Origin of the sequence: Paenibacillus roseus, from assembly GCF_016424485.1 — a bacterium.
Classification (GTDB): Bacteria; Bacillota; Bacilli; order Paenibacillales; family Paenibacillaceae; genus Paenibacillus_D; species Paenibacillus_D roseus.
Genome location: NZ_JAELUP010000044.1, coordinates 1 through 8082, shown reverse-complemented (window position 1 = coordinate 8082; position 8082 = coordinate 1). Strand labels below are relative to the sequence as shown.

9 protein-coding genes and 1 tRNA gene are annotated in these 8082 nt (G+C 47.2%); 1 reads left to right on the top strand and 9 read right to left on the bottom strand.

Annotated elements, in window-relative coordinates:
* Positions 1-424 (top strand): hypothetical protein (locus JFN88_RS10710; RefSeq protein ID WP_233167698.1); only part of this gene is annotated, 424 nt, incomplete at its 5' end.
* A gap of 127 nt (positions 425-551) precedes the next feature.
* Here the strand turns inward: JFN88_RS10710 and JFN88_RS10705 are convergent.
* The 9 genes from JFN88_RS10705 to guaB form a co-directional block, all read right to left on the bottom strand.
* Complete coding sequence (locus JFN88_RS10705) at positions 552-698, bottom strand: small acid-soluble spore protein P (RefSeq protein ID WP_199019306.1); 147 nt, start codon at positions 696-698, stop codon at positions 552-554.
* Between the two features lie 41 nt (positions 699-739).
* Positions 740-916 (bottom strand): hypothetical protein, encoded by a 177-nt coding sequence (locus JFN88_RS10700; protein ID WP_199019305.1) that lies wholly within the window; start codon positions 914-916, stop codon positions 740-742.
* 24 nt (positions 917-940) lie between these two features.
* Entirely contained in the window at positions 941-1285 is a 345-nt protein-coding gene (locus JFN88_RS10695) for a hypothetical protein (protein WP_199019304.1), read from the bottom strand.
* A 160-nt stretch (positions 1286-1445) separates the two neighbouring features.
* Positions 1446-1534: transfer RNA gene (locus tag JFN88_RS10690), tRNA-Ser, on the bottom strand.
* A 79-nt stretch (positions 1535-1613) separates the two neighbouring features.
* On the bottom strand, positions 1614-2900 hold the full coding sequence (serS, locus tag JFN88_RS10685; RefSeq protein ID WP_199019303.1) for a serine--tRNA ligase: 1287 nt from the start codon (positions 2898-2900) through the stop codon (positions 1614-1616).
* A gap of 32 nt (positions 2901-2932) precedes the next feature.
* Positions 2933-3514: a pyridoxal 5'-phosphate synthase glutaminase subunit PdxT gene (pdxT, locus tag JFN88_RS10680; RefSeq protein WP_199019302.1), complete on the bottom strand. Its 582-nt coding sequence runs from the start codon at positions 3512-3514 to the stop codon at positions 2933-2935.
* A 29-nt stretch (positions 3515-3543) separates the two neighbouring features.
* The gene (gene pdxS, locus JFN88_RS10675; protein ID WP_199019301.1) at positions 3544-4425 is read right to left on the bottom strand and encodes a pyridoxal 5'-phosphate synthase lyase subunit PdxS; all 882 of its coding nucleotides are present in this window, start codon (positions 4423-4425) and stop codon (positions 3544-3546) included.
* A gap of 93 nt (positions 4426-4518) precedes the next feature.
* Positions 4519-5874 carry a D-alanyl-D-alanine carboxypeptidase family protein gene (locus JFN88_RS10670; RefSeq protein WP_199019300.1) on the bottom strand — a complete coding sequence of 452 codons (1356 nt, stop codon included), beginning with the start codon at positions 5872-5874 and terminating at the stop codon, positions 4519-4521.
* A 232-nt stretch (positions 5875-6106) separates the two neighbouring features.
* Positions 6107-7564 (bottom strand): IMP dehydrogenase, encoded by a 1458-nt coding sequence (gene guaB / locus JFN88_RS10665; RefSeq protein WP_199019299.1) that lies wholly within the window; start codon positions 7562-7564, stop codon positions 6107-6109.
* Positions 7565-8082 lie beyond the last annotated feature (518 nt).

The following is an 8082-nucleotide window of genomic DNA, read 5'->3' as shown; positions in this document are numbered from 1 at the left end:
AGGAGGAATTATGAATAAAACGATAAAATATTCTTTGTTTTTTATTATACTTATCATTATTATATTAGGATCTATATATTTTATAAAACAGTTTAAATGCCCTGAATTACTAGTAAAAAAAACAATTGAACGATCTATTCAGGGCAAATTTAACGATTTGGAACTAAGCGAAGAAAACAAAAATACGCTACGTTCCTTTTTTAATAATAATGAATTGCTTTCTGATCGAATTCATAGTTCTATAAGGCTAATCAATAAGATTAATAAAGTAAGTAATTATTTGGTTAGCATTGAACAAATCAATTATACTGACGCAGGTGATGTACTTGATATAATCGATGGTAATTTGCTCATCCAAATCGATCACTCATCTATTTTTCAATGTCATATTCTAAACGTAGAGATACAAAAAAATATTGAATGATTTTTCTTTTGATATTCACCAGCCATCCTTCTCACCTTAGGCAGTTATTCTCCAAATGCCTTATGTGAACCCGTAGAATGGTACTTTTTTCAAAATATCCATCCTCCGGGTCACCGTTATCAGATGTTTAGCCTTCACCATTATTATGCCGCGAATGATTCGCCTGTTTGACTTTCTTTGAGCCCGACAGCGGCGGCTGTTGGCTGCTCTCGCGATGCTCTACGTGTTGCTCGCCAGCAACGCCGGGAACAGGCTGAGTTTTTGGCTTGCTCATCGTATTTTTCACCCCTCAGTCCAGTTGGACGATCCATATTTTCAGCTGCGCTGATGGTGCAAGTCGGTCGGCTGATCATGGTTTAGTGCATCCTGATGCCTGCGGTCATTTTTGTCCTGTTGCAATTGCTGAGCATGGTGGGCGTTGACCGGTTCATTCTCCAGATCATGCACAACCCCGCTCAAGTTTTTATCGAGATTATTTTTGGCGCGTGTCATTGAGCTTGCTCCTTCTCTTTTTGTCTAAGCATGGGTTAACTGATGCAGTGCCTGTGCGCATTCATGCAAATGACGTGTATAGTCTTGAATAAGCTCCTGCAGCAGACCCGTACGCTCATCAATAGATTTTCCGCTTCTCTCTACATCCACCAGTTCCACCCTTACTTCCCGGCTGTCCACATATTCCACCTTAAAATCAAACGTATACTCCTGATGACCAGCCGTACGAATATGGACCCGGAGCGAGTTCGAATCAGCCTCATCCGCCTTCACCTCGGCAGAATCCGCGGCATTCAGTGTCCTTGGCAGCGTTTTTTGCCAAGCATCCACCAGAGATTGCTGATCTACCTGCAATTCATCTTTTTTCATGGCTATAGACCACCTCCATTATCAATAAGATGCGACAAGCCAGAGATGTCTATACATCGGAGGATAAAATGAAATAGCGGGCATTAGCTAATTAGCGGATTTACGTCTTAAAAAGCAAAAAAGCCCACCGATACGCCGGCAGGCTGGTTATATGCAATGATGGCGGAGAGAGTGGGATTCGAACCCACGTGGGCTTGCACCCTAACGGTTTTCAAGACCGCCCCGTTATGACCACTTCGGTATCTCTCCAAGTATAAAGTTATGTCACAAATAGGATTATACCACAGGCTAAACCCAGGATGCAACCTGTATTTAGCCTGTGGATGCTTTACTTTTGTTTAGCTGCAATCCGTTCCAAACCACCCATGTAAGGACGCAATACTTCCGGAATGATGATCGATCCGTCAGCCTGTTGATAATTCTCCAGAATAGCAGCTACTGTACGACCGACAGCAAGCCCTGAACCATTCAGCGTATGCACGAATTCCGGCTTGCTCTTCGGCTCTGGACGGTAACGAATGCCCGCTCTGCGCGCCTGGAAATCCTCGAAATTGGAACAGGAGGAGATTTCACGGTACATGCCGCTCTCCGGCAACCAAACCTCAAGGTCATATGTCTTGGCCGATGTGAAGCCGATATCGCCCGTACACAGTGCAACGATACGATAAGGCAGCCCCAGAAGCTGCAATATCTTCTCCGCGTTCTGCGTCAATTTCTCCAGCTCGGCATAGGAATCCTCCGGCTTCACAAGCTTTACCAGTTCAACCTTGTTGAACTGGTGCTGCCGGATCAATCCCCTGGTATCGCGTCCAGCCGAACCGGCCTCGGAGCGGAAACAGGCGGAGTACGCCACATAATTCTTCGGAAGGTCTTCAGCAGACAAGATATCCTCACGATGAAGATTCGTAACCGGTACCTCGGCAGTAGGAATCAGGAAATATTCCGTTCCCGCTATCTTGAATACATCTTCCTCGAACTTCGGAAGCTGGCCCGTCCCAACCAGACTGTCACGGTTGACAATGTATGGCGGAAGAAGTTCTTCATAGCCATGCTGGTCGCTATGCACATCCATCATGAAGCTGATCAGCGCACGCTCAAGTCTGGCTCCGAGTCCTTTGTAAAATACAAAGCGGGAACCTGTAACCTTGGATGCAGATTCAAAATCAAGCAGTCCAAGCTCCTGAGCCAAATCCCAGTGTGCCCGGGGCTGAAAATCAAACGCAGCAGGCTCGCCGACCTTGCGAATTTCGATGTTATCTTCCTCGGAAGCTCCGACAGGCGTACTCTCATGCGGCACATTCGGAATAGAGAGCACCAGCTCATCAATTTGCTTCTCCAGCTCTCTGGTTTCTTCATCAAGCTCTTTGATACGGTCGCCTACCTCACGCATCTCTACGATTAGCGCTTCGGCATCCTCCCCTGCTTTTTTCAGCTTGGCAACCTCTTGGGAGACAGTATTTCTGCGGCTCTTAAGCTGCTCGCTCTGCTGCAGCAAATCACGACGCTTGCTGTCCAGGACAGGAAACTCCTGAATAATATCCGCCGATTTGCCGCGCTGTTGAAGCGCCTGCTGAACCTTGGCAAAATCATTTCTTAATAATTTGATATCGAGCACGACTGGCAATGGCCCCTCTCTAAAGGGTTTAGTTATATGCCAACTGCAGCCTCCCTCGCCATCTGGAGGAAATAGGCGTGCAGCCGGAAATCATCGGTTAGCTCCGGATGATAGGAGCAAGCCAGCAGATTGCCCTGCCTGGCAGTTACGATCTCTCTATTATAAGTGGACAAGACCTTTACGGAAAGACCAACTTCGGTAATGAGCGGCGCACGGATGAATACGGCGCGTACCCGCTCCTCAATTCCGTCCACCTCCAGATCTGTCTCAAAGCTTTCGCGCTGACGGCCAAATGCATTGCGGGCGACCGTAATGTCCATAAGCTTTAGATGAGCCTCCTCGCCACCCGCAATACGCTCTGCGAGCGCAATCAGCCCCGCGCAGGTTCCGAACAAAGGCTTGCCCTGAGCGGCAAACTGCTGAATCGCCTCAATAAAGCCGTATTTGCGCATGAGCTTGCCGATGGTTGTGCTTTCGCCACCCGGAATAATCAGTCCGTCCAGATCAAACAACTGGTCAACAGTCTTGACTGCTACAGCTTGTCCGCCTGCTGCTTCAATGCTTCGCATATGCTCGGCGACGGCGCCTTGAAGCGCCAGAATCCCGATTTTCATTGCTGCCCGCCTTCTTTCATCCATCAAAATTACAATCCGCGATCCTGCATACGCTCTGTAGCATGCAATTTGGAAATTTCAATTCCCTTCATCGGTGTGCCGAGATTTTTGGAAACTTCCGCAATCAGCTTGTAATCCTGATAATGAGTTGTCGCCTCAACGATAGCACGGGCAAATTTCTCAGGGCTGTCCGATTTGAAAATACCGGAGCCTACGAATACGCCGTCCGCACCCAGGTGCATCATCAGCGCTGCATCTGAAGGGGTTGCTACGCCGCCTGCTGCAAAATTAACGACCGGCAGCTTGCCTGTTTCGTGGACACCCAGAAGCAGCTCATAAGCTACGCCCAGCGTCTTCGCTTCATGATACAATTCGTCCTTGGACAAGTTTTGAACCTTGCGGATTTGACCGTTGATCAGGCGTAAATGACGCACAGCTTCAACGATATTGCCTGTTCCCGGCTCACCCTTGGTACGAAGCATGGCAGCTCCCTCCTGGATGCGGCGAAGCGCTTCTCCCAAGTCCTTGGCTCCACAGACGAATGGGATCGTAAACTCGGTCTTATCGATATGGAATACCTCATCCGCTGGCGTCAATACTTCGCTCTCATCGATGTAATCCACACCCAGCGATTCCAGTACCTTGGCCTCTACATAGTGCCCGATTCTCGCCTTGGCCATAACCGGGATCGAAACCACTTTCATAACCTCTTCCACGATCGTTGGATCTGCCATACGGGCAACTCCGCCTGCTGCTCGAATATCTGAAGGCACGCGCTCAAGCGCCATAACTGCAGTAGCACCTGCTGCTTCCGCAATTTTAGCCTGCTCAGCGTTCATAACGTCCATGATGACGCCGCCTTTTTGCATCTCTGCCATACCGCGCTTAACCCGTAAAGTACCTGTTTCCATATCTCAAATGCCTCCTATTTTTAATTGAATCCGTGAACTCTAGCCCAAATTTTACAGGAAGCAAATTAGAGGAACAAGGACCAGTCAGGACTTTTAGAATAGGTCCACGATGCCTTTGAAGATGCTCACAAAGAAGTCCTTGATGCCTCTGAACATCAGTCTCCACCAGCTTGCCTTGTTGACCTCTTCATTAGTAATCAAATTGACGGTCTTCTCCGCAGTTTTGCCGTCGGCATCTGTATACTGGTACGTTACCGTTCCAACAACTGTATTTATCGGCAGCGGGGCAACCAGTTCCTCGGGCTTTTTAATATCGCTCTTCAGCAGCTCGATTTTCGGCTCCACATTCTTCTTTACAATGAAGCTGATGTCTTGCTGGGTTACGACCTTCACCTCGGTTTTAACGCCTTTTTTAACCTTTACATTTTCCAGCGTCTCTACCCCACTCTTGGGAGGGACTACTGTTTTAAGAGCGAAATTATCAAAGCCATAATCGAGCAGTTTTTCGGACTGGCGAAAACGATCTGCATTACTATCTGTTCCCATTACTACACTAATCAGACGCATACCATTTCGTTCAGCCGTACCTGTAAAGCAATACTTTGCCTCTTTGGTATGGCCTGTCTTCATTCCGTCCAGGCCCTCATACGCAAATTGTCTCAAATACGTATTGTCCTTATTGCTTTCTAACATGTAGTTGTAATTGATAAGCGGCTTGTCATCCCGCTCACGAAACTTATAAGATGGTATGCTAGAGAATTCCAAAAACTCAGGGTGTTCTTTTAAAATATGATAGGCAAGCATTGCTGCGTCCTTGGCTGACATGACGGTCTCGCCGCTGATCGATTCCGGCTGATATTCAGGACTCAAATCATTACGGCTAAGTCCAGTTGCATTAATAAATCTAGCAGTTTCAAGACCAAGCTCTTGAGCGGTTGTATTCATCCGCTGCGCGAAAGCTTCTTCTGTGCCAGCCACCTTCTCAGCCAGTGCAATCGAGGCATCATTGGCAGAGCCTACAGCCATCGCTATAAATAATTCCTTCACCGTATATTTTTCGCCTTCGGCAAGAAAGACGTGAGAACCGCCCCTGGTTGTTGTCGCTGCATTGCGGCCTACAGTAACAACATCTTCCCATTTCAGGTTTCCTGCTTTAATCTCTTCCATAACAATATATTCAGTCATCATTTTGGACATGCTTGCGGGCGGAAGCGCCTCATCTGCATTGGCCGAGAATAGAATCTGTCCTGTCGCTGCGTCCATGAGAATTGCCGAACTTACCGCCAAACCCAACTCATTCTGTACATGGCCCTTCTCATCCTTTTCCTCTGCTGCTGATACAGCGGGTATTCCGCTCATCATCAACACACATACCGCCAAAAATGCTGCAATGGCTGGCTGCCATAGCCTTGCCAAACGGCTACGTTTCAATTCATTCCTCTCCTTCATCCGTTATTTGTACATTTCAATATTGTAACATAAAACAACGTACAAGCGTAATCGGACAAGACCGGCCTTGCAGCACCAACAGATTAAAAAACTCACATGAAATAACTGCTGTTTGAGATAATCAAAGCCTCTTTCTTTTCTCAAATAAAAACAAGACAGACGAATCAGCATCAATTGAATGCCGATCCGCCTGTCCAGAATTTCATATGTGAGTTATTATTATTCAAAAATACTACAGCGAGTAGTTTGGAGCTTCCTTTGTGATCTGAACATCATGCGGATGGCTTTCACGAAGCCCTGCTCCGGTGATACGGACAAATTGGGTATCGTTCTGAAGCTCTTCGATCGTTGATGTACCGCAGTATCCCATACCGGAGCGCAGACCGCCCATCAATTGATGCACCGTATCCGCCAGCGGCCCTTTGTATGCTACTCGGCCCTCGATTCCCTCTGGAACGAGCTTGTTCTCGTTCTCCTGGAAATAGCGATCCTTGCTGCCTTCCTTCATCGCTCCGAGCGAGCCCATACCACGATAAACCTTGAAACGGCGTCCCTGATAAATCTCAGATTCACCTGGGCTTTCTTCCGTACCAGCCAGCAAACTGCCGACCATAATCGCGCTTGCGCCTGCAGCGATTGCTTTCGTAATATCGCCGGAATACTTTATACCTCCATCTGCAATGATAGGAATATTGTATTCACGGGCTACAGAAGCACAGTCATAGATAGCTGTAATTTGAGGTACACCGATACCGGCAATAACGCGTGTCGTACAGATGGACCCCGGACCGATTCCGACTTTAACGACAGATGCCCCGGCCTCGATCAAATCCCTTGTTGCTTCTCCAGTAGCAACATTGCCGGCAACAATCGTCAGATCCGGGTAAGAGGCACGAAGCTTCTTAACCATCTCGATTACATTGCGCTGATGACCATGTGCCGTATCGACGACAAGGACATCTACACCGGCCTGTACAAGCGCCTGAGCACGCTCAGGCGTATCTTTAGCAATTCCTACAGCGGCGCCGCAGAGAAGACGTCCCTGCTGGTCCTTGGCTGCTTTAGGGAACTGAATCGCTTTTTCAATATCCTTAATGGTAATAAGCCCTTTCAGTTGATTGAACTCATCAACCAGTGGTAGCTTCTCAATCTTGTGTTTCTGGAGCAAAACTTCCGCTTCATCAAGCGTAGTGCCTACAGGCGCTGTAACCAGCTCCTCATGCGTCATGACATCACTGATTTTGATGGAATAGTCATGTATAAAGCGAAGGTCGCGATTCGTAATAATACCGACCAGATGATTGTTCTGATCCACAATTGGAACACCGGAAATCCGATATTTGCCCATCAATTCCTCCGCATCATACACATGATGGTCTGGAGTTAATGAGAAAGGATCGGTAATAACGCCACTTTCCGAGCGTTTTACGCGGTCGACTTCTTGAGCCTGTTCAGCAATGGACATATTCTTGTGAATGATCCCAATGCCTCCCTCTCTTGCCATAGCAATTGCCAGCGCAGATTCAGTTACTGTATCCATTCCTGCGCTAATGACAGGGATATTCAGTTTGACCTTCGGACTCAATTGGACAGACAGGTTCACTTCTCTAGGCAGTACCTCGGATTTTCGAGGGACAAGCAGTACATCGTCAAACGTTAATCCTTCCTTGACGAATTTGTTTTGCCACACAACGGTGTTCCTCCTTAAAATGTTAAAATCAGTTCAAAAAATTACTGCCCAGCCTGTTCGATGCCTATAATCTACGATCAGAAGCAGCATGCCGTATTGAAAATAAAGGGACTTTACAAGCCGGGTCGCTTATAAATCCCTGTCTTTTCACTATGGCTGTATGCAATATTATTGCCATATTATCAGAGGGGGTATAGGCTGTCAAGGACTGTACAGCAAGCTTTCATTTGATTTTCATAACAGTTGACCATGGCGGCATTACGCGTCCCAGATTAAAAATTCCTGAATCTCCAAATATTCGGAGTTTTTGTTTTGCTGCTTAATTTGTACCTGATACTCTTAGTATAAACGAACGAAGCGAATCCCTTGACAAGGAGATAAGGGAAAGTATGGAGTATTATGGAGTATCGGGCAAACGCTAAACCAGTTCTTGAATATAACAAAAAACCCGTTGAACCTAAAGTTCAACGGGCCATTCGTGCTTGGCGACGTCCTACTCTCCCAGGACCCTGCGGTCC

What these genes read in the sequence shown, in the direction of transcription:
- JFN88_RS10705 (WP_199019306.1), bottom strand. Translation starts at nt 698, where the DNA reads ATGAGCAAGCCAAAAACTCAGCCTGTTCCCGGCGTTGCTGGCGAGCAA.
- JFN88_RS10700 (WP_199019305.1), bottom strand. Translation starts at nt 916, where the DNA reads ATGACACGCGCCAAAAATAATCTCGATAAAAACTTGAGCGGGGTTGTG.
- JFN88_RS10695 (WP_199019304.1), bottom strand. Translation starts at nt 1,285, where the DNA reads ATGAAAAAAGATGAATTGCAGGTAGATCAGCAATCTCTGGTGGATGCT.
- pdxT (WP_199019302.1), bottom strand. Translation starts at nt 3,514, where the DNA reads ATGAAAATCGGGATTCTGGCGCTTCAAGGCGCCGTCGCCGAGCATATG.
- pdxS (WP_199019301.1), bottom strand. Translation starts at nt 4,425, where the DNA reads ATGGAAACAGGTACTTTACGGGTTAAGCGCGGTATGGCAGAGATGCAA.
- JFN88_RS10670 (WP_199019300.1), bottom strand. Translation starts at nt 5,874, where the DNA reads ATGAAGGAGAGGAATGAATTGAAACGTAGCCGTTTGGCAAGGCTATGG.